At 58.6% G+C, this 24,208-nt stretch carries 23 protein-coding genes and 1 pseudogene; 13 read left to right on the forward strand and 11 right to left on the reverse strand.

Going from position 1 to position 24,208, the window contains the following annotated elements; translation table 11 throughout:
• Positions 1-6 precede the first annotated feature (6 nt).
• The gene (locus PMI21_RS12940; protein WP_007938885.1) at positions 7-3,033 is read left to right on the forward strand and encodes a multidrug efflux RND transporter permease subunit; all 3,027 of its coding nucleotides are present in this window, start codon (positions 7-9) and stop codon (positions 3,031-3,033) included.
• Positions 3,034-3,259: 226 nt separating this feature from the next.
• On the opposite strand, the gene PMI21_RS28955 is transcribed toward PMI21_RS12940, so the two are convergent.
• From PMI21_RS28955 to colR, 5 genes and pseudogenes are all read right to left on the reverse strand, one after another.
• Entirely contained in the window at positions 3,260-3,487 is a 228-nt protein-coding gene (locus PMI21_RS28955) for a hypothetical protein (protein ID WP_026331876.1), read from the reverse strand.
• A pseudogene (locus PMI21_RS12935) lies at positions 3,484-3,669 on the reverse strand (lipopolysaccharide kinase InaA family protein); the annotation flags it as partial. The pseudogene PMI21_RS12935 and the gene PMI21_RS28955, both read right to left, overlap by 4 nt.
• 22 nt (positions 3,670-3,691) lie before the next feature.
• Complete coding sequence (locus PMI21_RS12930; protein ID WP_007938888.1) at positions 3,692-4,360, reverse strand: class I SAM-dependent methyltransferase; 669 nt, start codon at positions 4,358-4,360, stop codon at positions 3,692-3,694.
• Between the two features lie 148 nt (positions 4,361-4,508).
• Complete coding sequence (locus PMI21_RS12925; protein ID WP_007938889.1) at positions 4,509-5,783, reverse strand: sensor histidine kinase; 1,275 nt, start codon at positions 5,781-5,783, stop codon at positions 4,509-4,511.
• Positions 5,773-6,456, reverse strand: coding sequence for a two-component system response regulator ColR (gene colR, locus PMI21_RS12920; protein ID WP_007938890.1), 684 nt, complete (start codon positions 6,454-6,456; stop codon positions 5,773-5,775). Before colR ends, PMI21_RS12925 begins: the two co-directional genes overlap by 11 nt.
• A gap of 201 nt (positions 6,457-6,657) precedes the next feature.
• On the opposite strand from colR, the gene PMI21_RS12915 reads away from it, so the two are divergent.
• Together PMI21_RS12915 and PMI21_RS12910 are read left to right on the forward strand one after the other, a co-directional pair.
• Positions 6,658-8,607, forward strand: coding sequence for an LTA synthase family protein (locus PMI21_RS12915; protein WP_007938891.1), 1,950 nt, complete (start codon positions 6,658-6,660; stop codon positions 8,605-8,607).
• 53 nt (positions 8,608-8,660) lie between these two features.
• Entirely contained in the window at positions 8,661-9,404 is a 744-nt protein-coding gene (locus tag PMI21_RS12910; protein WP_007938892.1) for a phosphatase PAP2 family protein, read from the forward strand.
• Between the two features lie 150 nt (positions 9,405-9,554).
• Here the strand turns inward: PMI21_RS12910 and groL are convergent, their stop codons facing one another.
• From groL to PMI21_RS12890, 4 genes are all read right to left on the reverse strand, one after another.
• A complete protein-coding gene (gene groL / locus PMI21_RS12905) occupies positions 9,555-11,201 on the reverse strand; it encodes a chaperonin GroEL (RefSeq protein WP_007938893.1) in 1,647 nt (548 codons plus the stop codon).
• 49 nt (positions 11,202-11,250) lie between these two features.
• Complete coding sequence (locus tag PMI21_RS12900; protein WP_007938894.1) at positions 11,251-11,544, reverse strand: co-chaperone GroES; 294 nt, start codon at positions 11,542-11,544, stop codon at positions 11,251-11,253.
• Positions 11,545-11,789: 245 nt separating this feature from the next.
• Complete coding sequence (locus PMI21_RS12895) at positions 11,790-12,266, reverse strand: FxsA family protein (RefSeq protein ID WP_007938896.1); 477 nt, start codon at positions 12,264-12,266, stop codon at positions 11,790-11,792.
• Positions 12,267-12,332: 66 nt separating this feature from the next.
• Complete coding sequence (locus tag PMI21_RS12890) at positions 12,333-13,064, reverse strand: HugZ family pyridoxamine 5'-phosphate oxidase (RefSeq protein WP_007938898.1); 732 nt, start codon at positions 13,062-13,064, stop codon at positions 12,333-12,335.
• A gap of 149 nt (positions 13,065-13,213) precedes the next feature.
• Here PMI21_RS12890 and PMI21_RS12885 point away from each other — a divergent pair, with 149 nt between their 5' ends.
• Positions 13,214-13,972, forward strand: a complete 759-nt coding sequence (locus tag PMI21_RS12885) for an SDR family oxidoreductase (protein ID WP_018926591.1) — start codon at positions 13,214-13,216, stop codon at positions 13,970-13,972.
• A 110-nt stretch (positions 13,973-14,082) separates the two neighbouring features.
• Here PMI21_RS12885 and apbC read toward each other — a convergent pair whose 3' ends face one another.
• Positions 14,083-15,177, reverse strand: a complete 1,095-nt coding sequence (gene apbC, locus PMI21_RS12880; protein WP_007938900.1) for an iron-sulfur cluster carrier protein ApbC — start codon at positions 15,175-15,177, stop codon at positions 14,083-14,085.
• A 182-nt stretch (positions 15,178-15,359) separates the two neighbouring features.
• Here apbC and metG point away from each other — a divergent pair, with 182 nt between their 5' ends.
• The 8 genes from metG (at position 15,360) to PMI21_RS12840 (ending at position 22,245) form a co-directional block, all read left to right on the forward strand.
• A complete protein-coding gene (gene metG / locus PMI21_RS12875; RefSeq protein ID WP_007938901.1) occupies positions 15,360-17,414 on the forward strand; it encodes a methionine--tRNA ligase in 2,055 nt (684 codons plus the stop codon).
• A gap of 144 nt (positions 17,415-17,558) precedes the next feature.
• Positions 17,559-18,128: an Rnf-Nqr domain containing protein gene (locus PMI21_RS12870; RefSeq protein WP_007938902.1), complete on the forward strand. Its 570-nt coding sequence runs from the start codon at positions 17,559-17,561 to the stop codon at positions 18,126-18,128.
• Positions 18,125-19,129: an electron transport complex subunit RsxB gene (rsxB, locus tag PMI21_RS12865; RefSeq protein ID WP_007938903.1), complete on the forward strand. Its 1,005-nt coding sequence runs from the start codon at positions 18,125-18,127 to the stop codon at positions 19,127-19,129. Before PMI21_RS12870 ends, rsxB begins: the two co-directional genes overlap by 4 nt.
• On the forward strand, positions 19,116-20,108 hold the full coding sequence (locus tag PMI21_RS12860) for an RnfABCDGE type electron transport complex subunit D (protein WP_007938904.1): 993 nt from the start codon (positions 19,116-19,118) through the stop codon (positions 20,106-20,108). Before rsxB ends, PMI21_RS12860 begins: the two co-directional genes overlap by 14 nt.
• Complete coding sequence (locus tag PMI21_RS12855; protein WP_007938906.1) at positions 20,105-20,716, forward strand: RnfABCDGE type electron transport complex subunit G; 612 nt, start codon at positions 20,105-20,107, stop codon at positions 20,714-20,716. Before PMI21_RS12860 ends, PMI21_RS12855 begins: the two co-directional genes overlap by 4 nt.
• Entirely contained in the window at positions 20,709-21,323 is a 615-nt protein-coding gene (locus PMI21_RS12850) for an Rnf-Nqr domain containing protein (RefSeq protein ID WP_007938909.1), read from the forward strand. Before PMI21_RS12855 ends, PMI21_RS12850 begins: the two co-directional genes overlap by 8 nt.
• Positions 21,320-21,958: an endonuclease III gene (gene nth / locus PMI21_RS12845; protein ID WP_007938911.1), complete on the forward strand. Its 639-nt coding sequence runs from the start codon at positions 21,320-21,322 to the stop codon at positions 21,956-21,958. Before PMI21_RS12850 ends, nth begins: the two co-directional genes overlap by 4 nt.
• A gap of 107 nt (positions 21,959-22,065) precedes the next feature.
• Complete coding sequence (locus PMI21_RS12840) at positions 22,066-22,245, forward strand: PA3496 family putative envelope integrity protein (protein ID WP_007898493.1); 180 nt, start codon at positions 22,066-22,068, stop codon at positions 22,243-22,245.
• Between the two features lie 91 nt (positions 22,246-22,336).
• On the opposite strand, the gene PMI21_RS12835 is transcribed toward PMI21_RS12840, so the two are convergent.
• The gene (locus PMI21_RS12835; protein ID WP_007938913.1) at positions 22,337-22,963 is read right to left on the reverse strand and encodes a response regulator transcription factor; all 627 of its coding nucleotides are present in this window, start codon (positions 22,961-22,963) and stop codon (positions 22,337-22,339) included.
• Positions 22,964-23,520: 557 nt separating this feature from the next.
• On the opposite strand from PMI21_RS12835, the gene PMI21_RS12830 reads away from it, so the two are divergent.
• Complete coding sequence (locus PMI21_RS12830) at positions 23,521-24,102, forward strand: hypothetical protein (RefSeq protein WP_007938915.1); 582 nt, start codon at positions 23,521-23,523, stop codon at positions 24,100-24,102.
• Positions 24,103-24,208 lie beyond the last annotated feature (106 nt).

The raw sequence follows: 24,208 nt of genomic DNA on the forward strand, positions 1-24,208 counted from the left end.
TTCCCCATGGCTTTTACCGACCCGTTCATCCGCCGCCCGGTGCTCGCCACCGTGGTCAGCCTGTTGATTGTGCTGCTGGGCTTCCAGGCCTGGAGCAAGTTGCCGCTGCGCCAATACCCGCAAATGGAAAACGCCCTGATCACGGTGACCACCGCTTACCCCGGGGCCAACGCCGAAACCATTCAGGGTTACATCACCCAACCGATGCAACAGAGCCTGGCGAGCGCCGAGGGCATCGACTACATGACCTCGGTCAGTCGCCAGAACTTCTCGGTGATCTCGATCTACGCGCGCATCGGCTCCAACACCGACCGCCTGTTCACCGAACTGCTGGCCAAGGCCAACGAGGTCAAGAACCAGCTGCCCCAGGACGCCGAGGACCCGGTGCTGAGCAAGGAAGCCGCCGGCGCCTCGGCGCTGATGTACATCAGTTTCTTCAGCAACGAGCTGAGTAACCCGCAGATCACCGACTACCTGTCCCGGGTTATCCAGCCGAAACTGGCGACCCTGCCGGGCATGGCCGAAGCCGAGATTCTCGGCAACCAGGTGTTCGCCATGCGCTTGTGGCTGGACCCGGTGAAACTCGCCGGTTTCGGCCTGAGCGCCAGCGATGTGACAAACGCCGTGCGCCAGTACAACTTCCTCTCCGCCGCCGGCGAAGTGAAAGGCGAGTACGTGGTCACCAGCATCAACGCCAACACCGAACTCAAATCCGCCGAGGCCTTTGCCGCGATCCCGCTCAAGGTCAGCGGCGACAGCCGTGTGTTGCTGCGGGACGTGGCACGGGTCGAGATGGGCGCGGAAAACTACAACTCCGTCAGTTCCTTTGGCGGCACGCCCTCGGTGTACATCGGCATCAAGGCCACGCCCGGCGCCAACCCGCTGGACGTGATCAGGGAAGTGCGCAAGATCATGCCGGACCTGGAAGCCCAGCTGCCGCCAAACCTCAAGGGCGAAATCGCCTACGACGCCACGCTGTTCATCCAGGCCTCCATCGACGAAGTGTTGAAAACCCTGTTTGAAGCGGTGCTGATCGTGATCGTGGTGGTGTTCCTGTTCCTCGGCGCCCTGCGTTCGGTGGTGATCCCGGTGGTCACCATTCCGCTGTCAATGATCGGTGTGATGTTCTTCATGCAGATGATGGGCTACTCGATCAACCTGCTGACCTTGCTGGCGATGGTATTGGCCATCGGGCTGGTGGTAGACGACGCCATTGTGGTGGTGGAAAACATTCACCGGCACATCGAAGAGGGCAAGACGCCACTGGATGCGGCCATCGAGGGTGCCCGGGAAATCGCCATGCCAGTGGTGTCGATGACCATTACCCTGGCGGCGGTTTATGCACCGATCGGCTTCCTGACCGGCCTGACGGGGGCGCTGTTCAAGGAGTTCGCCCTGACCCTGGCCGGGGCGGTGGTGATTTCCGGCATCGTCGCACTGACGCTGTCGCCGATGATGTGCGCCTTGCTGCTGCGTCACGATGAAAACCCCAGCGGCCTGGCCCATCGCCTGGACGTGATCTTCGAAGGCCTCAAGCGCCGTTACCAGAGTGTGCTTCACGGCACCCTCAACACCCGGCCGGTGGTGCTGGTGTTCGCGGTGATCGTACTGTGCCTGATTCCGGTGCTGCTCAAATTCGCCAAGTCGGAACTGGCGCCAGACGAGGACCAGGGCGTGATCTTCATGATGGCCAACTCACCGCAGACGGCCAACCTCGACTACCTGAACGCCTACACCGACGAGTTCGTCGCGATTTTCAAGGCGTTCCCCGAGTACTACTCCTCGTTCCAGATCAACGGCTTCAACGGCGTGCAATCAGGGATCGGCGGCTTCCTGCTCAAACCCTGGAACGAACGCCACCGGACCCAGATGCAGATCCTGCCCGAGGTCCAGAGCAAGCTGGAAAGCATTCCCGGGCTGCAAATCTTCGGCTTCAACCTGCCGTCCCTGCCGGGCACCGGCGAAGGCTTGCCGTTTCAATTCGTGATCAACTCGGCTAACGCCTACGAATCGTTGTTGGAGGTGACGGACCGGGTGAAAAAAAGGGCGATGGAATCCGGCAAGTTTGCTTTCGTCGACGTCGATCTGGCTTTCGACAAGCCCGAAGTGGTGGTGAATATCGATCGCGCCAAGGCCGCGCAGATGGGTGTGTCCATGCAGGACCTGGGCGGAACTCTTGCGACGTTGCTGGGTGAGGCTGAGATCAACCGGTTCACCATCGAAGGTCGCAGCTACAAAGTCATCGCCCAAGTGGAACGGCCCTACCGCGATAACCCTGACTGGCTGAACCATTATTACGTCAAGAACACCAAGGGCGAGTTGCTGCCCCTATCGACCCTGATCACCGTGACCGACCGCGCGCGGCCGCGTCAGTTGAACCAGTTCCAGCAACTCAACTCGGCGATTCTTTCCGGGGTTCCGCTGGTCAGCATGGGGGAAGCCATCGACACCGTGCGCCAGATAGCCCGGGAAGAGGCGCCGGCGGGTTATGCCGTCGACTATGCCGGTGCATCACGGCAATACGTTCAGGAAGGCAGCGCACTGTGGGTCACCTTCGCCCTGGCCTTGGCGATCATCTTCCTGGTGCTGGCGGCCCAGTTCGAAAGCTTCCGCGATCCGCTGGTGATTCTGGTGACCGTGCCGTTGTCGATCTGTGGCGCGCTGATCCCGCTATTCCTCGGCTGGTCGAGCATGAACATCTATACCCAGGTGGGGCTGGTGACGTTGATCGGGCTGATCAGCAAGCACGGGATCCTGATCGTCGAGTTCGCCAACCAGTTACGCAAGGAGAAAGGCCTGACACCTCGCGAAGCGGTGGAGGAAGCGGCGGCCATTCGCTTGCGTCCGGTATTGATGACCACGGCGGCGATGGTGTTCGGCATGGTGCCGTTGATCATCGCCACGGGCGCGGGGGCCGTCAGCCGGTTCGACATCGGCACGGTGATCGCAACGGGGATGTCGATCGGGACGCTGTTCACCTTGTTCGTGCTGCCGTGCATTTACACATTGCTGGCCAAACCCGATAAACCCTGAAGAACACCCATAAACCTGTGGAAGCGCGCAAGGCGAATGATCGTTCCCACGCTCTGCGTGGGAACGCAGCCCGGGACGCTCCGCGGCCCCTCAAAAGCCGAACGCGGAGCGTCCGTAGAGGCATTCCCACGCAGAGCGTGGGAACGATCGGCAGCCCGATAAACCTTAACGTCAAAAAGCAAAAGGCCTCGCATCCGCGAGGCCTTTTATTTGGGCTTCAATCTGTTCAACTCTGTGGCCTCAGTCCTTGAGAAAGTCCGAACATGAACAGTAACAAGTCATGATCAGGTTGAGTGGCCACGGGTGCTTTGGCTACCCGGGGCAACGGACAATGCGCGTCACCGTGCACTGAACTGAGGACTTGCGTGCGGGGCTGCTCCCAGGCAGCCACCGCCAATGAAGCAACTGCCAAGGCTCCGGCTAAAAACAAACCTCGTGCAATTTCGAGTTTCATCGCGATAAGCCTTTGATAGCGCTGCCAAACGCCTTCTCATAAAAGTAGACGAGTTTTTTCCAGTCTGTATCGCTGAACGACGAGTGGCGACGCAGTTGCTTCAGGTCATGGGCTGCGGCGCGACGAGCGGTCAAACGCTGCCGACATTTCTCCTGGTCGATTAAGGCAACTTCCATTTCTGCTACAGATTGCACTGCCATCCAGTTACCTCTTGCGTAATACGTAAACCCGCCGCATGGCATAGAGCGGTAAGAAATCCAGTTGTTCCTGAATACGGAAACCCACCTGCTCGAATTCCTTTTCGACCGTGGCGACGGGTAACACAAATCGATTCTGGTAACCCTCCTGCCCACACCGTTTCTCGGCACGCTTGCGTTTCCAGGCCTTGAAATTGCCGTCTACCCACAACGATACAATTACGCTGTCGCGGGTGACACGCTCGAATTCGCGCAGGATGGTCAGTCGTTGCTCGGCTTCACCGATGTGATGGAGCAGACGCATGCAGAAAATGCTGTCGACGGCATTATCGGGCAAGGCAATGTCGAATGCAGAGGTGTGCAAGGGTTGTACCCTTTTGACCACGTCAGCGGGTTGCGTCCGCATGGCAGTCTTGAGCATGGACACCGAGTTGTCGGCCCCGATGATGACACGGTTGTGTTTTTCCGCGAGCAACGGCCAGAAACGCCCGGCACCGCAGGGCAAATCGAGGACCAGGCCAGGTTCACCGGCCAACGCCAGGGCTTTACGCGCCAGGTGTTCGTCACGCCATTGGGACAGTCGGCGACCGAGCCCCACCTGGTGCTTGCGCAAATTCTTCTGTGCGGGTTGATCGTCGTATTTTTCGGAGAAGCCGAGCTTTATCGGGCCAGCCATGACTGCAATCTCCTGAGCTTCTGATGACAACCACCTTAAGTTGCGTGGTGTCAGCATCAGGTCATGCCTTGGTGAAAATTTCGTCAGGTAAACCCCGGAATCATTTCAGGGTTTTACGGAGCCGATTTAATTTTCAACCCATTCACCGCTATTTCAGACTCAACTCCACCTGAAAGCGACAACCATTGGGTTCCATGTTCGTCAGGCTGACACTCCAGCCCTGGCTCTCGCAGATCCGCTGCACCAGCGACAGTCCCAGCCCCAAGCCCTCGCCACGCTTCTCGCTGCCGCGTACGAAAGGCTCGAACATCGCCTCGCGTTTTTCCTCGGGAATGCCTACACCACTGTCCTCGACCACGAACCCCGTATCCGTCAGGGCCAAGCGGATAAACCCATGCTCGGTGTAATGCAGCGCATTACGCAACAGGTTGCCCATCACCGCGTGCAGAAGCGTCGCGTTATAGCGAGTGTCCGGCGGGTTGCCCAACTCGACGTTCAACATCAGGCCCTTGGCTTCGATCGGTTCGCGCCATTGGCAAAGCAGCCCGTCGGCCACCTGACTGAGGCTCTGCTGAGGTCCCATGCTGGCGTCTTCATGCTGAGCGCGGGCCAGCATGAGGAAGGTTTGCACCAACTCGCGCATCTCTGCGCAAGCCCGGGCGATCCGCTCGACCTGGGCACGCCCGCGCTGATCGATGCCGGAGTTTTCCAGCAACAATTCACAGGAACTGGCTAACACCATCAATGGCGTGCGCAGTTCGTGGCTGACGTCACTGGTGAACAATCGCTCACGGGTCAACGCCTGACGCAAACGTCCGAGGGTGGCGTCGAAGGCTACGGCCAGTTCGCCCACTTCATCGGCGGCATAATCCGGAGCCAGTGGCGGTGCCAGGCCCAACAGCTGATCGCGATGGCGCACCTGACGGGCCAGTCGCACCACCGGCGCCATCACCTTGCGCGCCAGCACCCAACCCAGAAATACCGCCAGCGCCAGGCTCAGCACGAAACCCACAAGCACTACGGCAAACAGCACCCGTTCACGCTCTTCGAAATCGCTCTGGTCCTGCAACAGCACGTAGCGCCGTCCGTCGACGATTTCGACCATTGCGTGATACGACAGATGGTCGCGAAAGACTTCATGAAAACCTGAGTCCAGGTGCCGCAAATCCTTGGGTAACTCAAAGTCGCCCGGCCCGCCGCTGAAATAGAACAACTGGTCCGGCTCGGGGCGGTGGCTCCAGTCCGTCACGCTGTCCATCAGCAACAGGCGTTGCAAATCGCCACCCAGACCTGACGAAATCAGTTTCTCTTCCACCAGGTGCACGGTCGCTATGATGCCTATCGCGAAGGCTCCCGCGACCAATGCGCTCATCAACGCAAAGGCGATGATGATCCGTTGCGAAAGGCTCTGCTTAAACTCCATCACGGCCCTCGGCCAAGCGATAACCGACGCCGTGTACCGTGTGCAGCAGGGGTTTGGCGAACGGCTTGTCGATCACCTGGCGCAACTGATGGACGTGGCTGCGCAGGCTGTCGCTGTCCGGGCAGTCGTCGCCCCACAGGGCCTCTTCGAGAATTTCCCGGCGCAGCACGTGCGGGCTTTTCTGCATCAACACGGCAAGCAACTTCAGGCCCACCGGGTTGAGTTTCAGCAGACGGCCTTCGCGCGTCACCTCCAGGGTATCGAGGTCGTAACTCAGATCGCCGACCTGCAAGGCACGGCGACCGCCACCCTGGGCACGGCGCATGACCGCCTCGATGCGCGCCGCCAGTTCGGACAGGGCAAAGGGTTTGATCAGGTAATCGTCGGCACCGGACTTGAAGCCTTGCAGACGGTCATCCAGTTGATCGCGCGCGGTGAGCATGATCACCGGCGTATCACGGCGGGCGTCTTCGCGCAGGCGTTTGCACAGGGTGTAGCCATCGATGCCGGGCAGCATGATATCGAGTACGATCAAGTCGTAATGCTCGGTGGCCGCCAGGTGCAAGCCAGATAAACCGTCCTGCGCGCAATCCACGGTGTAACCTTTGAGCCCCAGATAATCGGCCAGGTTGGCCAGGATATCGCGGTTGTCTTCAACCAATAGAATTCGCATCGGCACCTCCTCCGTATACAGTAACGGCCGTCTTGGCCCGCGCAGCTTAAGGCCAAGTGTGACTCAGGGCTAGGGCGGCCGGTCGTAGAATCGATGCGCTCAACCAAATAATGGTGATAACAAGTTTTTCACTGCTGGTTCACAACCTGACTACAGCGTTCAAGACAAACTGTCGCGCGATTGATATAGGGAATGTAGATAATGGATTGTTTGAAGACGGCGCCAATGCGCTTTCTGCTGCTGGTAACCGGTTCCTGGCTGGTCATTTTTCTCCTGACCCGAAGCATTCTGCTCCTCACTCATCTGGATGAGGCCGGCAGCGGACTGCTGTCAGTGTTTGGCATCGGCCTGCTTTATGACCTGGGTTTCATTGCCTACGCGGTGCTGCCCATGGGCCTCTATCTGTTGCTATGCCCGCCGGCCTTGTGGCGCCGCCGTGGCCATCGCTGGTTCCTTCAGGGACTGCTGACCGTCAGCCTGTTTGCCATGCTGTTCACGTCGGTGGCCGAATGGCTGTTCTGGGATGAGTTCGGTGTGCGTTTCAACTTCATCGCCGTCGATTACCTGGTGTACTCCGACGAAGTGCTGAATAACCTGCTGGAGTCGTACCCGATCGGCAAGCTGCTGAGCCTGCTCGCGGCGCTGGCCGTGGTCCTGAGCTTTGCGCTGCGCAAATCCTTCAACGCTGCGCTGGACGCACCATTGCCTGCCATGCGCGGGCGCCTGCTGAATGCGCTCGGCCTGCTGATCGTCGCGGGCCTGAGCGCGCAACTGCTCAGCCAGGATGCGCCGCGCGCTCAGGGCGGCAATGCCTATCAGAACGAACTGGCGAGCAATGGCCCGTACCAGTTCTTTGCCGCCTTTCGCAATAACGAACTGGATTACCCGCAGTTCTACAGCACCCTGCCGAGCGCCGTCGTCGCACAACAGATTCGCGCTGAACTGACCGAGCCCAACGCTCGCTTCATCGGCGAAGATCCGCAGGACATCCGCCGGATGATCGATAATCCCGGCACCGAACGAACACCCAACATCGTGCTGGTCACCATCGAAAGCTTCAGTGCCAAGTACATGGGCAGCAATGGCGACGATCGCAACCTGACACCAAACCTCGATGCCTTGCGCAAACAAAGCCTGTACTTCAATAATTTCTACGCCACCGGCACCCGCACCGATCGCGGCCTGGAGGCCATCACCCTGGCCATTCCACCGACGCCGGGGCGCTCGATCGTCAAGCGCGTGGGTCGTGAAAGCGGTTTCGCCAGCCTCGGCCAGCAACTCAGCGCCGTGGGTTACGACAGCGTATTCGTGTATGGCGGGCGCGGTTACTTCGACAACATGAACGCGTTCTTCAGCGGCAACGGCTATCGTGTCGTCGACCAGAGCAGCGTTGATGAATCAGAGATTCACTTCAAGAACGCCTGGGGAATGGCCGACGAAGACCTCTATAACCAGACACTGAAACTGGCCGACGCCGACTACGCCAGGCAACAGCCGTTTCTGCTGCAGTTGATGACCACCTCCAACCATCGCCCCTATACCTACCCGGATAACCGGATCGACATCAAATCCGGTAACGGACGCGACGGTGCGGTGAAGTACACCGACTTCGCCATCGGTCAGTTCCTCGATCAGGCGCGCAAGAAACCCTGGTTCGATAACACGATTTTCGTCTTCGTCGCCGACCACACGGCTGGCAGCGCCGGCAAAGAAGACTTGCCGATCAGCAACTATCAGATTCCGCTGTTCATCTATGCACCGAATCTGATCGAGGCTCGAGAAACCGCACAGCTGGCCAGTCAGATCGACCTGGCGCCAACACTGCTCGGGCTGCTGAACCTGGATTACCAGTCGACGTTCTTCGGTCGCAACCTATTGCAGGACAATCCACTGCCACCGCGAGTGGTGGTTGGCAACTATCAACATCTGGGCTTGTTCGACGGCAAGGATTTAGCGATCCTGAGCCCTCGTCAGGGTCTGCGTCGCCACGACGACGCACTGACCGACAGTCGCGAGTCACGGGCCACCACTGATGATCCGTTGATCAGCCGCGCAATCACTTATTACCAAACGGCCAGTCATGGCTTCAAGCAACAGCTGCTCGGCTGGAAAGCGCCCAAGGAGGGCACCCGCCAAGTCAGCGACCGTTAACCGAATGGCCCCGGGCTGATGCCCCGGGGTTTTTCCATTCATCAGGATCCACCATGTCATCAACCGCTGTCCGTCCCGTTTCCCGCCCGCTCAACTTCTGGCTATGCCTGGGAGTGCCCGCCGTTGCGGCGATCACCCTGCTGCTGCTCGAGCTGACATCCCTGGACATGGACCTTGCCAAGCTGTTCTATGACCCGGTCGCCGGTGCATTCATCGGGCGCCACAGTCATTTCCTGGAAGACATCCTGCATGACCGGGCCAAGCAAGTGGTCATTGCCTTTTCGGTGTTCTCCATCCTGGGCTTTGTCGGCTCCTTTTTCGTTGAAAGGCTCAAACCGTTCAAACGTGAAATGGGCTGCCTGGTGTTGTCTCTGGCGCTGGCAACCTCCTTTGTCACCCCGCTCAAAGCGGTGACGGCGGTGCAATGCCCATGGAGCCTGGAACAATTCGGCGGGCACGAAACCTACAGCGAACTGCTGAGCCCTCGTCCGCACACCGACAAGCCTGGCCGCTGCTGGCCCGGTGGTCATGCGGCGACCGGTTTCACCCTGTTTGCGTTGTTCTTTGTGTTGCGCGACCGACGCCCGCGGCTGGCACGCAAGGCATTTGTCTTCGCTTTCGCATTGGGCTCGGTGTTTTCCGTCGGCCGGATGATGCAGGGCGCGCACTTCTTCTCGCACAACGTGTGGACAGCGATTTTTTGCTGGCTGTTTTGTCTGGGGGCGTATTACTACATCCTGTACCGGCCGGCGACCAAGACTGAGCAGGCGAACGAGGCAAAACCGGTCAGCGCCTGAACAAAGATCAAAAGATCGCAGGCTTCGCCAGCTCCTACACGAGATTGCGAACCTCCGTAGGAGCTGCCGAAGGCTGCGATCTTTTGAAGGGCAATAAAAAGCCCCGCCTGCTCAACGCAGGCGGGGCTTTTTTATAGGGGTAAGGCTGGCTTACATCATGCCGCCCATGCCACCCATACCGCCCATGTCTGGCATACCGCCGCCAGCTGCGCCTTCTTTCTTCGGCGCTTCGGCAACAGCGGCCTCGGTGGTCAGGATCAGACCGCCAATCGAGGATGCAGCTTGCAGAGCCGAACGGGTCACCTTGGTTGGGTCCAGGATGCCCATTTCGATCATGTCGCCGTATTCGCTGGTAGCAGCGTTGTAACCGAAGTTACCTGCACCCTGCTTGACCTTGTCGACAACTACGCTTGGCTCGTCGCCGGAGTTGGCAACGATCTGACGCAGTGGCGCTTCGACCGCACGACGCAGAACAGCGATACCGACGTTCTGATCGGCGTTGTCGCCTTTCAGTTCGCTGATGGCTTGCAGGGCACGGATCAGTGCCACGCCGCCGCCAGGTACCACGCCTTCTTCAACGGCTGCACGGGTAGCGTGCAGGGCGTCTTCAACGCGGGCTTTCTTCTCTTTCATTTCGACTTCGGAACCAGCGCCAACCTTGATCACTGCAACGCCGCCGGACAGTTTGGCCAGGCGCTCTTGCAGTTTTTCACGGTCGTAGTCGGACGAAGTGTCGGCCACTTGCTGACGGATCTGGGTCACGCGAGCCTGGATGTCAGCCTCAACGCCGGCGCCGTCGATCACGGTGGTGTTTTCTTTGGACAGGATCACGCGCTTGGCATTACCCAGGTGTTCCAGGGTGGTGCTTTCCAGGCTCAGACCGATCTCTTCGGAGATCACGGTACCGCCGGTCAGAACAGCGATGTCCTGCAGCATGGCCTTGCGACGGTCGCCGAAGCCTGGAGCCTTGACGGCTGCGACTTTAACGATGCCACGCATGTTGTTCACAACCAGAGTCGCCAGGGCTTCGCCTTCAACGTCTTCGGCCACGATCAGCAGTGGACGGCCGGCTTTGGCAACGGCTTCCAGCACTGGCAGCATTTCGCGGATGTTCGAGATCTTTTTGTCGACCAGCAGGATCAGCGGACCGTCCAGCTCGGCAGTCATGGTCTCTGGCTTGTTGACGAAGTACGGGGACAGGTAGCCACGGTCGAACTGCATGCCTTCAACAACCGACAGTTCGTTTTCCAGGCCCGAGCCTTCTTCAACGGTGATCACGCCTTCTTTACCGACTTTTTCCATGGCTTCGGCAATGATGTCGCCGATGGAGTTGTCGGAGTTGGCCGAGATGGTACCTACCTGAGCGATTGCCTTGGTGTCAGCGCAAGGCTTGGACAGGGCTTTCAGTTCCTTGACGATCGCGATGGTCGCTTTGTCGATACCACGCTTCAGGTCCATCGGGTTCATGCCGGCAGCGACGGCTTTCAGGCCTTCGTTGACGATCGACTGAGCCAGAACGGTAGCGGTGGTGGTGCCGTCGCCTGCGTCATCGTTGGCACGGGAAGCAACGTCTTTGACCAGCTGCGCGCCCATGTTTTCGAAGCGGTCTTCGAGTTCGATCTCTTTGGCTACGGAAACGCCGTCCTTGGTGATGGTCGGAGCGCCGAAGCTCTTCTCGATGATCACGTTACGGCCTTTCGGGCCCAGGGTCGCTTTTACCGCGTCAGCCAGAACGTTGACACCGGTGAGCATCTTCTTGCGGGCGGAGTCGCCGAATTTAACTTCTTTAGCAGCCATGATCGATATTCCTTAAATACTTTGTAGTAGCGGGAAAATGAGCGGGGAATCAGCCTTCGATAACAGCGAGAATCTCGTTCTCAGCCATTACCACCAGGTCTTCGCCGTCGACTTTCACAGTGTTGCTGCCGGAGTAAGGGCCGAACACCACCTTGTCACCCACTTTCACGGCCAGCGCACGTACTTCACCGTTGTCCAGTACTTTGCCTGGGCCTACAGCGACGACTTCACCCTGGTTTGGCTTTTCAGCAGCCGAACCTGGCAGGACGATACCGCCAGCGGTTTTCTTTTCTTCTTCGCTGCGACGGATGACGACGCGGTCATGCAGAGGACGAAGCTTCATTGTCGATCTCTCCTAATTGTGGTTTTCATCGGCCGGTGTAGTCCCGGCGGGTTTAACAAATCCGGCGGCGCCGGGTGCGGTTCGTCGAGCGAACCGCGGAAGTCTGTCTGGCGCAATTGCCAGAAACCTTGCGGTGACCGTTACATAAGGGCGTACAAGCCTATTTCAAGGGCCGTGAGCAAAATTTTTATGTCGATGCCCTGAAAACGAACACGGCACCCGAAGGTGCCGTGTCGATGGACGTGTTACTTGGAGTCGCGGTGTTCGAACTCACCTTCGATCACGTTGGGCTCACGGCCCAACGGCTGACGAGGGACAGGACCGCCCCGTGGCTGAAGGTCATCGGCAAACGCACGCTGGCGCATCGCTTGTTCCTCGGCGCGCTGGCGCATTTTATTGGCCAGCAGTCGACGAGAGATCGGCAGCAACATGATCAGGCCCAGCACATCGGTGACGAAGCCCGGCAGGATCAACAGACCGCCGGCCAGGGCCAGCATCAGGCCTTCGAGCATGGTCTGGGCCGGCAGCTCGCCGCGGCTCAGGCTTTCACGAGCGCGCAGCGCAGTAGCCAGACCGGCGATACGCAGCACGAACACGCCGAGCATCGAGCCGAGGATGATCAGCAACAGGGCCGGGAAAAACCCGATCGCCCCGCTGACCTTGACGAATACGAACAGCTCCAACACCGGAAACAGTACAAAGAGCAACAAAAAAGGGCGCATCAAATGGTTCCTCAACGCAAGTAAGCCTTGCCAGTGTTCCTTAGATGACGTCGCCGTTTCGTGAATTCAAGCGTCGGCCGCTTCATTTTTCGGCCAATGTTCGGCGTGAGCCAGGAAAACCAAGGCTTCCCGGACTTGTGTCGGCGTATTACAGGGCGCTTGAAACGGCAGCCAGTAGAGCCCTTGGCCGATGCGCAAGTGCATGCCTTCGGTGTCGATGCCGACCAATTGTGCCGGCACGGTTTTCGGCAGGCCCGCCAAGTCAACATAGTGGGCGATGGCTTTAGCGTGATCGGCATTCATGTGCTCGACCATGCTCATTTCGGCCTTGCCGACGAACGGGTTGGCGAGGGTCAACTGATCGATCCAGTGAATCGCGCCAAAGCCGCCGATGTAACGGTGGCGTACCGGTTTGAGCACCCAGAAATCGAAATCGTGGGCCTTGTGATAGTTCTGCGAATCCGGGAAATAGCGGTAGTAACGCTCGGCTGCCGCTTCGATGGCTGCGGTGTCCTCGAGCTTTTCCCCTTCGGCCAGGTAGGTCAGCCGACCAACGGCTTGCACGTCTTCGGCCTCGCGTTCACCCACCAGCAGTGAGCATTTCGGATCCTTCAGCAGGTTGTGAGTGTGCTGAGCGATGCGGCTGATAAGGATCAGCGGCCGGCCCTGTTCGTCCAGACAGTACGGAACCACGGAGCCAAACGGGAAACCGGGCATCGCTTTGGAGTGCGTCGAAAGCACTCCACGGTATTCCTTGAGAAGCAATTCTCGGGCGCTCTTAGCAACTTTAATGCTCAATTTATGACTCCTTATGTAGAATCCGTCGAAAACGGACGGACAACTGGGCTAAAGTTCCCAGGACGCCATCGGGCAGTTCTCATGTGTGGCCGACCCGCGCAAGAGAGGCCTACAAGAAATCCACTCTGACCAGCTAACGGGGCATGCGAATGCAACTCACTGACAAAGTAATCATTATCACCGGCGGTTGCCAGGGTTTAGGCCGGTCCATGGCCGAGTATCTTGCAGGTCGTGGCGCGAAGCTGGCCCTGGTGGACCTGAACCAGGAAAAACTCGACGCCGCCGTCGCCGCTTGCAAGGCCAAGGGTGTCGAGGCCCGCGCCTACTTGTGCAACGTCGCCGATGAAGAGCAAGTGACCCACATGGTCAGCCAGGTGGCCGACGATTTCGGCGCGATCCATGGCCTGATCAACAACGCCGGTATTTTGCGTGATGGCCTGTTGCTGAAGGTCAAGGATGGCGAAATGACCAAGATGAGCCTGGCCCAATGGCAAGCGGTGATCGACGTCAATCTGACTGGCGTGTTCCTGTGCACCCGTGAAGTCGCGGCAAAAATGGTCGAGCTGAACAACAGCGGCGCGATCATCAATATCTCGTCGATCTCGCGCGCCGGCAACATCGGCCAGACCAACTACTCCGCCGCCAAGGCCGGTGTCGCCGCGGCGACCGTGACCTGGGCCAAGGAACTGGCGCGCTATGGGATTCGCGTGGCGGGCATTGCGCCGGGCTTTATCGAAACCGAAATGACCCTGAGCATGAAACCTGAAGCGCTGGAGAAAATGACCTCCGGGATCCCGCTCAAGCGCATGGGCAAACCCGAAGAGATCGCCCAGTCGGCGGCCTACATTTTCGAGAATGACTACTACACCGGTCGGATTCTGGAGTTGGATGGCGGGTTGCGCATCTGAAGCACGATCAAAAGATCGCGGCCTCGCTTCGCTCGACAGCTCCTACAGGGATTGGCTTACACCTGTAGGAGCTGTCGAGCGAAGCGAGGCTGCGATCTCTTTTCGGCGGTTTAATCGTCGCTGACGGTGATGTTCGGCATCGCCGGCGTCGCGGCTTCCTGCAACACAATCCGCGCACCGACATGGCGGGCCAGTTCCTGGTAAACCATCGCAATCTGGCTGTCAGGCTCGGCGATCACCGTTGGCTTGCCGCCATCGGCCTGTTCGCGAATCAGCATCGACAGCGGCAACGAAGCCAACAGTTCGACGCCGTACTGGTTGGCCAGCTTCACACCGCCGCCCTCACCGAACAGATGCTCGGCATGCCCGCAGTTGGAGCAGATGTGCACGGCCATGTTTTCGACCACGCCCAGCACCGGGATGTTGACCTTGCGGAACATTTCCACGCCCTTGCGCGCATCCAGCAATGCCAGATCCTGCGGGGTGGTCACGATCACCGCACCGGCCACCGGGACTTTTTGCGCCAGGGTCAACTGGATGTCGCCGGTGCCTGGCGGCATGTCGATGACCAGGTAATCCAGGTCGCCCCAGGCTGTTTGCGTGACCAGTTGCAACAAGGCGCCGGACACCATCGGCCCACGCCAGACCATCGGCGTGTTGTCGTCGGTCAGGAAGGCCATGGACATCACTTCGACGCCATGGGACTCGATCGGAATGAACCATTTCTGATCCTTGACCTGTGGTCGGGTGCCTTCGGGGATGCCGAACATGATGCCCTGGCTCGGGCCGTAGATGTCTGCGTCGAGAATCCCCACTTTGGCGCCTTCACGAGCCAGCGCCAGTGCCAGGTTGGCGGCCGTGGTGGACTTGCCCACACCACCCTTGCCAGACGCCACGGCCACTACGTTCTTGACGTTGGCCAGCCCCGGAATCTGCGCCTGGGCCTTGTGCGCGGCGATCACGCTGGTGATCTCGACGCGGGCAGTGACCACGCCGTCCAGGCCCTCGATGGCCAGTTGCAGCAACTGCGCCCAGCCACTCTTGAACAGACCGGCGGCGTAACCCAGCTCCAGCTGGACGCTGACACGATCGTCCTGAATATCGATGCTGCGCACGCACCCGGCGCTGACCGGGTCCTGGTTCAGATAAGGGTCGGTGTATTGGCGAAGGACGGTTTCCACCGCTACGCGATTGACGGCGCTCATGGGCAACTCCGATAGCAAGACTGGAAAATCAGGCGGGTATCCTACCTGTTCTGATGGTTTGGCGGGATGTTCAAAAGACTGAATCATCCGTTACTCATCCAATGAAACAGGCTCACGGGGTGAAAAATATGCGCCGGCGCTTTATAGTGGCCGACCTCCGTTTCATCAAGTAGCCGAGCCCCATGTCCGAGCCACGCAAGATCCTCGTCACCAGCGCCCTGCCCTATGCCAATGGTTCGATCCACCTCGGCCATATGCTGGAATATATCCAGACCGATATGTGGGTGCGCTTCCAGAAGCACCGCGGCAACCAATGCATTTATGTCTGCGCCGACGACGCCCACGGTTCGGCCATCATGCTGCGCGCGGAAAAGGAAGGCATCACCCCGGAACAACTGATCGCCAACGTCCAGGCTGAACACAGCGCCGACTTTGCCGAGTTCCTGGTGGACTTCGACAACTTCCACTCCACTCACGCCGAAGAAAACCGTGAGCTGTCGAGCCAGATCTACCTGAAGCTGCGCGACGCCGGGCACATCGCCACGCGCTCGATCACGCAGTACTTCGACCCGGAAAAGAAAATGTTCCTGGCCGACCGCTTCATCAAGGGCACCTGCCCGAAATGCGGCACCGAAGACCAGTACGGCGACAACTGCGAAAAATGCGGTGCAACCTACGCGCCGACCGACCTCAAAGATCCGAAGTCGGCGATTTCCGGCGCCACGCCGGTGCTCAAGGATTCCCAGCACTTCTTCTTCAAGCTGCCGGACTTCCAGGAAATGCTGCAAGCCTGGACCCGCAGCGGCACGTTGCAAGAGGCCGTGGCCAACAAGATCGCCGAATGGCTGGATGCCGGCCTGCAACAGTGGGACATCTCCCGCGATGCGCCGTACTTCGGCTTCGAGATTCCCGACGAGCCGGGCAAGTACTTCTACGTGTGGCTGGACGCGCCGATCGGCTACATGGCCAGCTTCAAGAACCTGTGCAACCGTACGCCGGAGCTGGATTTCGACGCGTTCTGGGGCAAGGACTCCACCGCCGAGCTGTACCACTTCATCGGCAAGGACATCGTCAACTTCCACGCCCTGTTCTGGCCAGCGATGCTCGAAGGCGCGGGTTTCCGTAAACCGACCGGGATCAACGTGCACGGCTACCTGACCGTCAACGGCCAGAAGATGTCCAAGTCCCGCGGCACCTTCATCAAGGCCCGGACCTATCTGGATCACCTGTCGCCGGAATACCTGCGCTACTACTACGCGGCCAAGCTGAGCCGTGGCGTCGATGACCTGGACCTGAACCTCGAAGACTTCGTGCAGAAGGTCAACTCGGATCTGGTCGGCAAAGTCGTCAACATCGCCAGCCGTTGCGCCGGTTTCATCCACAAAGGCAACGCTGGCGTGCTGGTGGCCGGCAACGCCGCGCCGGAGCTGACCGAAGCGTTCCTGGCCGCAGCGCCGAGCATCGCCGAAGCCTACGAGGCACGTGACTTTGCCCGGGCCATGCGCGAAATCATGGGCCTGGCCGACCGTGCCAACGCCTGGATCGCCGACAAGGCACCGTGGTCGCTGAACAAACAGGAAGGCAAGCAGGATGAAGTCCAGGCCATCTGCGCCTTGGGCATCAACCTGTTCCGCCAACTGGTGATTTTCCTCAAGCCGGTGCTGCCGCTGCTGGCCGCCGATGCCGAGGCGTTCCTGAACGTCGCACCGCTGACCTGGAACGACCACGCCACCTTGCTCAGCAACCATCAGCTGAACGAGTTCAAACCGTTGATGACCCGCATCGACCCGGTAAAAGTGCAAGCCATGACCGACGCCTCGAAAGAAGACCTGACCGCCAGCCAGACCGACACCGGCGAAGCCGCCGCGCCTCAAGGCAACGGCGAACTGACCAAGGATCCGCTGTCGCCGGAGATCGAGTTCGATACCTTTGCCGCGGTCGACCTGCGCGTCGCGCTGATCCTCAAGGCCGAAGCCGTCGAGGGTGCCGACAAACTGCTGCGCCTGACCCTGGACATCGGTGATGAGCAACGCAACGTGCTCTCCGGCATCAAGAGCGCCTACCCGGACCCGGCCAAGCTTGAGGGCCGTCTGACCATGATGATTGCCAACCTCAAGCCGCGCAAAATGAAATTCGGGGTCTCCGAAGGCATGGTGATGGCGGCCGGCCCTGGCGGTGAAGAAATCTACCTGCTGAGCCCCGACAGCGGCGCCAAGCCAGGTCAGCGCATCAAGTAAGGTCCTGCGCTAAACCGATCCCACAGTCGTGCCCGGCGCGACTGTGGGATTTTCATATCTGGCCCACCCTCCTTCCTTGCCGGATAATGCCTAATCTCTTTTTAGAGAGCCCTTTAAGAAAGCCCTGTTCTTACCGGCACGATCATGACCGAACTGCTTCTTACGCTTATCAGCGCTGCCCTGATCAACAACCTCGTGTTGCACTGGCCGCTTGGCGTCGATCCGGTGCTGGGCAGCGGGCGGCGACAGGTCCATGCGCTGGGCGTCGCGACAACGTGCCTGATGCTGATCGTCGGCACACTCGGCCATGCGTTCTACCACTGGCTGCTGGTGCCGCTGGGGCTGACATCGCTGCGCCTGTTCGTATTCCTGCCGCTGAGCGTTCTGCTGATCGGCCCGCTGCTGAAGCTGCTTCCACGGTTATTTGCCAAGCTTTCATTCGAGGGTCTCTGGCCCCTGCTGCTGGGCAATGCCGGCGTGCTTGGACTGACGTTGCTCAATGCTCAGGACGACAAGGGACTTTTCCACGCCATAGCCCTGAGCCTCGGTGCCGGGCTGGGTTTCTGGCTGGTGCTGAGCCTGTTCAGCGACTTGCGCCAGCGCACACTCGATAACGATGTCCCCCTGCCCTTTCGCGGCCTGCCGATCGAATTGATCGGTGCCGGATTGATCGCGGTGGTTTTTCTCGGATTCAGCGGGCTGATCAAAACATGAGTCTGATTCAACGCATCGATGCCCTCTTGCCGCAGACTCAATGCGGCAAGTGCGGCCACCCCGGATGCAAACCGTACGCCGAAGGCATCGCCAGCGGCGAGCCGATCAACAAGTGCCCACCCGGTGGCAGCGAAACCATCGCGGCCCTCGCCGAGTTGCTGAAAGTGCCGGTGCTGGAACTGGACGTCAGTCGCGGCTCGGCACCGGCGCAGATCGCGTACATCCGCGAAGCCGAATGCATCGGCTGCACCAAATGCATTCAGGCCTGCCCGGTCGACGCGATTGTCGGCGCGGCGAAATTCATGCACACGGTCATCGTCGACGAATGCACCGGTTGCGACCTCTGCGTGGCGCCCTGCCCGGTGGATTGCATCGAGATGCATCCGCTACCGCTGGCCACGCTGCCGATTGTCGGTGGGCTGGCGTTCAGCCTGGAGGAGCAACAGGCCCGGGCCGCCAAGCGCAACCGCGCGCGACGTCGCTTCGAACAGCGCAATGCCCGCTTACACCGCGAAGAGGAACAGAAACTCGCCGAACGCCAGGCCCGCGCCCAACGCGCCGTGCAGCACAGTGAAGTGACGTTCGACCCGGTTCAGGCCGCGCTCGAACGCGTGCGCGCACAGAAGGCCGCCAATGCCGATGCGGCACTGAAAAAGGCCAAGGTCGATCTGGCGATGAGTCGGGCGCAGCTGAACAAATCGCTCAAGGCCTTCGGGCATCCACCGACCTTCGAACAGCAATCGCAACTGATCGTGCTGCAACAGCAGTTCGAAGCCGCTGAACAGGCGCTGTTGCTGCTGGAAAGCAGTGCGCCGCAAGTCGCTGCACCACCGGCTCAGGCGAACGATGCCGAGCTGAAACGGGCGAAGATCCAGTTGGCCATGCGCCGCGCCGAACTGAAGAAGGCTCAAACAAGCGAAGCGTCGGCCGAACAGATCGCAGCATTGCAACATGCGCTCAGCGAAGCCGAGCGGCAGGTGGATACCTATGCCGCCCCTTGAATCGGTGGATGAACGCCTTCAGCAGGCCATGAAGCTGGTATTGCTGGCCACCCTGCCGGGAATGCTGATGTTGTTCTGGTTGTATGGTTGGGGCGTGTTGATCAACCTGATTCTGACGGCGGCTACCGCACTGGCCGTTGAAGCGGCGGTGTTGCAGCTGCGCAAGCAACCTGTAAAACCGACGTTGTGCGATGGCAGTGCGCTGGTCAGCGCGACCCTGTTGGCCCTGGCGTTGCCGCCTTATTGCCCGTGGTGGCTGACCGTCAGCGCCGCCGCATTCGGACTTTTTTTTGGCAAGCACCTGTACGGCGGCGTCGGCAGGAATCCGTTCAACCCGGCGATGCTCGGTTTTGCCCTGGTTTTAGTGACGTTTCCCCAGCAAATGACCCATTGGCCGTCGTCCCATGGCATGGACTTGCTCGGTGGCCTGCAACAGGTGTTCGGCTTCAGCCTCGGCCAGACACCGGATGCCTGGGCCCAGGCCACGGCGCTGGACAGCCTGCGAATCAACAAAAGCCTGACCATGGACGAACTGTTCGCCGGCAACCCGGCATTCGGCCATTTCGGCGGCCGGGGCGTGGAATGGGTCAACCTGGCCTTTCTGGCCGGCGGCACGTTTCTGCTGCAACGGCGGGTGTTCAGCTGGCATGCGCCGGTCGGCATGCTCGCCAGCCTGTTCATCATCAGCCTGCTGTGCTGGAACGGTTCGGGCTCTGACTCCCATGGCTCGCCACTGTTTCATCTGCTCACCGGCGCGAGCATGCTGGGTGCCTTCTTCATCGTGACGGAACCGGTATCCGGCGCGAAAAACCCCACGGCCCGGTTGCTGTTCGGCGCCGGTGTGGGGTTACTGACTTACCTGATTCGCACGTGGGGCGGGTATCCGGACGGGGTGGCCTTTGCCGTCCTGCTGATGAACCTCTGTGTACCGGCGCTGGAGCGGTTTGCCGCCTCCAGGCAAGCGCAGGTCAGCCCATGAACCGAGCGACAAGCGTTGTGGCCCTGGTATTACTGGCGGGCCTGGGGACAGGCGCGACTTACCTCGTGCAGCACACCAGCGCCGAACGCATTGCCGCCGAACAACGTTTGATCGACAGTCGCAATTTGCTGGATCTGCTAGCCCCCGACAGTTACGACAATCAACCACTGGAACAGCCCCTCAGCGTCGAAAACACTCGCCTGGCCAACAGCACGCTGCTGAGTGGCTACCTGGCGTCCAAGGCCGGCCAACCGAGCGCCGTGTTGCTGCGCAGCCAGACACTGGGCTACGCCGGCTCCATCGATTTGCTGATCGCCGTCGACCCCCATGGCAAGTTGCTGGGGGTCAAAACCCTCAAGCAATCGGAAACCCCGGGGCTGGGCGGCAAGCTCGCCGACTGGCCCAACGCCTGGCTTCAGGTGTTTACCGGCAAGTCGCTAACCGAACCCGATGACAAGGGCTGGGCCTTGAAAAAGGACCAAGGGCAATTCGATCAGATTGCGGGCGCGACCATCACCTCAAGAGCGGTGATCAATGCCACCCACGATGCATTGCGCTACTTCGACGAACACCGGCAATCGCTGATCGGGAGCAGTGCCCATGAATAAGTCATCAACCCTGCAGAACTCGCTGATGCTTGCGCCTCTGATCGGCGTCACTGATTCGTTGGTAACGGCCCTGGGCCTGTGGCTGATGTTCGCTCTGGTGCTCAGTATTTATGGGGTGAGCATGGGCGTCTTGCGCTCGCGACTGATTCCGGCAACACATTTACTGGCCTGCCTCCTGCTGGCTGCCACACTGACCAGTTGTGCGGAACTCGCCACGCAAGCCTGGTCGCTTCAATGGCACCAGTATCTGGGGTTCTATACCGGATTGATCGCTTTGCAATGCGTCGTGCTGGAACATAACGGTTTTTTCCAAAGCACAAGACGTGATCGCCTGCGCCTGTGCGGCCTGTTCGGCGCCTTGATGATTGGCCTGGGCCTGCTGCGCGAGCTCATCGGCAACGGGACACTGGGTAGCCATCTGCCCTGGCTGACCGGTGCTACGCAACCGGACTGGCAAGGTTGGGTGCTCACCGCTGACGGTGGCCTGCGCTTGGCCACGCTGGCCCCCGGCGGGTTTATTCTGCTGGGACTGCTGATCGCCGCACGTCAGGCCTGGACCCGCCCGACACCCACATTGACCTCCTTCGAGGAAACGCATCGCCCATGAATGCCGCAAAACGTCTGGAAATTTTCCGCAGGTTTCACGAAGACAATCCTGAACCGAAGACCGAGCTGGCCTATTCCTCGCCGTTCGAACTGCTGATCGCCGTGATTCTCTCGGCGCAATCAACTGATGTCGGCGTCAACAAAGCCACCGCCAAACTGTTTCCGGTGGCCAATACGCCGGCGGCGATTCATGCCTTGGGCGTCGAAGGACTGTCGGAATACATCAAGACCATCGGCCTGTTCAACAGCAAAGCAAAAAACGTGATCGAAACCTGTCGCTTGCTGGTAGAGCGCCATGGCGGTGAAGTGCCGCAAACCCGCGAAGCGCTGGAAGCGTTGCCCGGCGTCGGTCGCAAGACGGCCAACGTGGTGCTCAATACCGCATTTCGTCAGCTGACCATGGCCGTGGACACCCACATTTTCCGGGTCAGCAACCGTACCGGCATTGCTCCGGGCAAGAATGTGGTCGAGGTGGAGCAGAAACTGATGAAATTCGTGCCGAAGGAATATCTGCTCGACGCCCATCACTGGCTGATTCTCCACGGACGCTACGTTTGCCTGGCCCGCAAGCCGCGTTGTGGCAGCTGCCGGATCGAGGACTTATGCGAATACAAGCAAAAGACCTCGGACGATTGAGGCGCTATTAATTTTTATGATGAGCCGATTGAAAAAATCTTTTTTACCCGCCGGGAAATTGTCGATATAAGGAGCGCCAAAGGCAGTCTTAGCCTGGAGTTAATCTTATGAGCACTGGCAAAGAGCAATTGGACGTAGAAGACGACTTCACCCCCGTTGAGGCCGATGACGCAGAACCGGTGGTGGAAGTAGCGAAGACCAACCTGAGCAAACGCCGCACCATCGACAATCTGCTGGAGGAGCGCCGACTGCAAAAGCAATTGGCCGATTACGATTTTGACCTTTGACACCTAAAAGCCTCCCGAAACGGAGGCTTTTTACTAAGTGCCGATCCCCGACAAACGCCCACTCATAGCCCCTCGTCAAACGCTGGCGTACTCATACCAGGCCATTACGCTGAGCCAATTCAATAAGATCGACCAGTGAGCGAGCATTGAGCTTTAGCAACAGGCGAGTCTTGTAAGTACTGACGGTTTTATTGCTGAGGAACATTCCATCGGCGATTTCCTTGTTTGTCTTTCCTCGGGCCAACTGCTGCAGGACCATCATTTCCCGCCCGGACAATCGATCCACCATATCGGCTTCACTGGCATTCCCAAGACTGGAGCGCACAGTATGCAGCGCCTGATTAGGAAAGTAGCTATAACCGGACAGTACGGCCTTTATTGCACTGAGCAACTCAGTAAGATCCTGTTGTTTACAGACATATCCGGCGGCACCCGATTGCATACAACGCATGGAAAAATGCCCTGGAGCCTGGGACGTCAATATCAGCACTTTAAGAGGCATCGCCGCCGATGTCAGGCGCGCAATAACTTCCAGCCCATCCAGTTTTGGTATTCCAATATCCAGAATGACAATATCCGGCATAAGTTCACGGGCAATTTGTAATGCATCCACGCCATTATCTGTTTCTGCAATGACTTCGTAGCCATGACGCTCCATTAGCATACGTACCGCAAGACGAATGACGGGGTGATCATCCACGATCAGCACTTTATTCATGGGCAAGTCCAATTTTCGCTGTTCGAATTTTTAGAGCCCGCACCATAGCCTAGTCGTTTCACCCATGGCATGCCGTCCCCCTCGACCACTCGCACCGAGAGACATTACCTACAAACAACACGGATTATTCCTACAAGAAATCATTGCACACGATGAGCCAGAGATTTTATTGGCCGAACACGGCTAAACGCTTCGATCGTTTCTTTGTAACAATTCACACCCCAAAAAACAGGGTTCAACGCCCTTGGTCCGACAGACATCGACTATTAAGCTACCCTTAAAGGTAACGAGTATCTTGCAGGATCTTACATAACCCGACCAAAACTTCTCAAAAAACCTTACACACAGCAATACTTCACAAGCAAAATAAACCCACACAACCTTAAAACAAATAAACAGCCATACCCAGACCCAGAACAATGCAGTTACTATATCAACCTCAACCACACAGCAAAAAGAAATTTAAAACAAAAAAAACACTCATACATGCATTATCAGCATCAAGACACACCCTATAAACCAACAGAGAAAAAGATAATACCCAATGAGTAAAAAACATGAAAAAACTCAAAAAAAGAATCACCAACCCCATGACAATCATTGCAATATTTGCAGCACTGTCCGAAACATCAGCCGCTGTATCGCTGCCCTTTCTTGACAACAAGGAGAGAGAGCTCTACATCTGGTTTCTGATCAGCTTTCCCTTTTATTTGCTTTTTCTTTTCTTCGCCACACTCAACTTCAATTATCGATCGCTTTACGCACCCTCCGATTTCGAGAAGGGAAAGCATTTTATAAAAGTCATGGACAACGCCGATCACTCGGGAAACAGCACTTCCAGAGTATCGCCTGAACGCTCGGCCCAACACCATGTGCAGCTACCCGCACCGCTAAAGGATCTGCACATCATTGATGCACGCTGGATAACCAAAAAAATGGCGTTCAGCGCCCTGATGGAGAGTATCCGGTACGCTCCGGATAATCCTGCACAAGTGATCGTATTTCTCACGTGCGCCGATTCGGAGATAGTGCTGAAGGACAGCGCGCTCAAATACTGGAAACAACTAAAGAAACGCAACAACGCAACGTTCTGTATTTCTTACAATTTGAGCTCACATGGCGTAACGATTATGGGCTAGGTTTTGACCCGTCGCACAAAGCAAGGCAGCCCTTGAAGTGAGATCAAAGGCAGGCAGCAGAAAGAATGGTTAGAAGAAACCAGCAGAAAGCGAAACGTAATATGCA

This window comes from Pseudomonas sp. GM18 (assembly GCF_000282195.1).
Classification (GTDB): domain Bacteria; phylum Pseudomonadota; class Gammaproteobacteria; order Pseudomonadales; family Pseudomonadaceae; genus Aquipseudomonas.

Coding starts and splice junctions, on each gene's coding strand:
- PMI21_RS12940 (WP_007938885.1), top strand. CDS start 7: ATGGCTTTTACCGACCCGTTCATCCGCCGCCCGGTGCTCGCCACCGTG.
- PMI21_RS28955 (WP_026331876.1), bottom strand. CDS start 3,487: ATGAAACTCGAAATTGCACGAGGTTTGTTTTTAGCCGGAGCCTTGGCA.
- PMI21_RS12930 (WP_007938888.1), bottom strand. CDS start 4,360: ATGGCTGGCCCGATAAAGCTCGGCTTCTCCGAAAAATACGACGATCAA.
- PMI21_RS12925 (WP_007938889.1), bottom strand. CDS start 5,783: ATGGAGTTTAAGCAGAGCCTTTCGCAACGGATCATCATCGCCTTTGCG.
- colR (WP_007938890.1), bottom strand. CDS start 6,456: ATGCGAATTCTATTGGTTGAAGACAACCGCGATATCCTGGCCAACCTG.
- PMI21_RS12915 (WP_007938891.1), top strand. CDS start 6,658: ATGGATTGTTTGAAGACGGCGCCAATGCGCTTTCTGCTGCTGGTAACC.
- PMI21_RS12910 (WP_007938892.1), top strand. CDS start 8,661: ATGTCATCAACCGCTGTCCGTCCCGTTTCCCGCCCGCTCAACTTCTGG.
- groL (WP_007938893.1), bottom strand. CDS start 11,201: ATGGCTGCTAAAGAAGTTAAATTCGGCGACTCCGCCCGCAAGAAGATG.
- PMI21_RS12900 (WP_007938894.1), bottom strand. CDS start 11,544: ATGAAGCTTCGTCCTCTGCATGACCGCGTCGTCATCCGTCGCAGCGAA.
- PMI21_RS12895 (WP_007938896.1), bottom strand. CDS start 12,266: ATGCGCCCTTTTTTGTTGCTCTTTGTACTGTTTCCGGTGTTGGAGCTG.
- PMI21_RS12885 (WP_018926591.1), top strand. CDS start 13,214: ATGCAACTCACTGACAAAGTAATCATTATCACCGGCGGTTGCCAGGGT.
- apbC (WP_007938900.1), bottom strand. CDS start 15,177: ATGAGCGCCGTCAATCGCGTAGCGGTGGAAACCGTCCTTCGCCAATAC.
- metG (WP_007938901.1), top strand. CDS start 15,360: ATGTCCGAGCCACGCAAGATCCTCGTCACCAGCGCCCTGCCCTATGCC.
- PMI21_RS12870 (WP_007938902.1), top strand. CDS start 17,559: ATGACCGAACTGCTTCTTACGCTTATCAGCGCTGCCCTGATCAACAAC.
- rsxB (WP_007938903.1), top strand. CDS start 18,125: ATGAGTCTGATTCAACGCATCGATGCCCTCTTGCCGCAGACTCAATGC.
- PMI21_RS12860 (WP_007938904.1), top strand. CDS start 19,116: ATGCCGCCCCTTGAATCGGTGGATGAACGCCTTCAGCAGGCCATGAAG.
- PMI21_RS12855 (WP_007938906.1), top strand. CDS start 20,105: ATGAACCGAGCGACAAGCGTTGTGGCCCTGGTATTACTGGCGGGCCTG.
- PMI21_RS12850 (WP_007938909.1), top strand. CDS start 20,709: ATGAATAAGTCATCAACCCTGCAGAACTCGCTGATGCTTGCGCCTCTG.
- nth (WP_007938911.1), top strand. CDS start 21,320: ATGAATGCCGCAAAACGTCTGGAAATTTTCCGCAGGTTTCACGAAGAC.
- PMI21_RS12840 (WP_007898493.1), top strand. CDS start 22,066: ATGAGCACTGGCAAAGAGCAATTGGACGTAGAAGACGACTTCACCCCC.
- PMI21_RS12835 (WP_007938913.1), bottom strand. CDS start 22,963: ATGAATAAAGTGCTGATCGTGGATGATCACCCCGTCATTCGTCTTGCG.
- PMI21_RS12830 (WP_007938915.1), top strand. CDS start 23,521: ATGAAAAAACTCAAAAAAAGAATCACCAACCCCATGACAATCATTGCA.